Raw genomic sequence first — 1,216 nt, 5'->3', positions numbered from 1 at the left:
AGTGAGAAAAACATACTTATAGTCTGAGCTGGATAAGATATTTTTAGTAGGCCAACCGATTTTTAAATAATTACCCGCCCGAAATATTTTATCGTGGACATTATTATCATGAGAGCGTGGTGATAAACGTTTTGCTAACTCAGGGCTGCAATGAATCGCTCTATCTACCCGCTTTTTGGAGTACTCCTGTGCTTTCTCCTTGGCAATTTGCACAATCAGCATATCACCTGGATTATGGGCGATAACGTAGCTTAACCAGCCTTCACCAAACGCCAGCGTTTTACCGGTACGTGCAGGCCCGACAAAAAAGACAGCGGTATACTCACGACTGTTTAAACAATCCAGTGGCTCAATGATATAAGGGGTGATTTCCGGGGACCAGGGATCACTTCCATTGCCGTTATTTTTGGGAACTCTTAAGGTTTGTTTAACCGCCTCACTAACGGATAACCGGCTGGGTGGTTTAATAATTTCAGCAACATCATCGGCAATATTATTCGTTTCGCAGTGCATGTTTTAGTTGGTGATACAACGACTGCCGTATATCATTTACAACGTTTTCAACGGCGGTTAAGGCTTTGGGTGGTAATGCGCATTTGCGCTCCAAGTGATCTGGTAGGGTTTCGCAGGCCTGAATCAGGACCTGAACAACTGTATTCAGTGTACGCCGCACGTCTTCTGTCTCACATAACTGACTTTCACGTAGTTCAAAATCAAGCCGTTCATTTTCTGCCTGAAACCAGTCTTTACGGTCCTTAGGTGTCATTTTTTCAGGGTCATGCAGATCAGAGAGTTCAGTATTACCAAATAGCGCAGGTCCAACCTGATCAGACGCATACACATCATAGCCTTTCAGTTTACCAACCGGTTTAATTTCCATCTCTTTGAGTCGCTTTGAAACGGTTTTGCGGCACATATTAAAGAGCTGTGCCATTTGGCTAATACTCCATTTTTCAATCAAAGGAGAAGTCATCGTGTTCGCCTCAGATGTCGCACCTTTAAGTGTTTGTTTTTATTAGCGAAAAGGGTATCTGGTGGTGCGGCGTATTAGGCCGAAATTTTTACGTTTATCGCGGGGTTGGGCCAGCGTGTTGCAATAAAAGTGTCAGGAGGGACCCGTTGATATCAGTTTACTGGCGTTTATAAAACTATTCAATTTCAAAAAGACAGAAATCAAAATCATTATTTGCCATTGTAACCGATTGATGTCCTCCAT

2 protein-coding genes are annotated in these 1,216 nt (G+C 43.0%); both read right to left on the bottom strand.

What is annotated here, in order from left to right; genetic code table 11:
* A partial coding sequence (locus KCG35_RS25425; protein ID WP_215822647.1) for a phage terminase large subunit family protein occupies window positions 1–513 on the bottom strand: 513 nt, incomplete at its 3' end.
* Window positions 494–973 (bottom strand): DUF1441 family protein, encoded by a 480-nt coding sequence (locus KCG35_RS25420; RefSeq protein WP_215822646.1) that lies wholly within the window; start codon window positions 971–973, stop codon window positions 494–496. The genes KCG35_RS25420 and KCG35_RS25425, both read right to left, overlap by 20 nt.
* Between the last annotated feature and the right edge of the window lie 243 nt (window positions 974–1,216).

Source organism: Zooshikella harenae (assembly GCF_018837975.1).
GTDB classification, from domain to species: Bacteria; Pseudomonadota; Gammaproteobacteria; order Pseudomonadales; family Zooshikellaceae; genus Zooshikella; species Zooshikella harenae.
Note: the sequence above shows the minus strand (reverse complement) of the source record. Positions and strands in the feature narration are given on the sequence as shown.

Coding starts and splice junctions, on each gene's coding strand:
- KCG35_RS25420 (WP_215822646.1), bottom strand. CDS start 973: ATGACTTCTCCTTTGATTGAAAAATGGAGTATTAGCCAAATGGCACAG.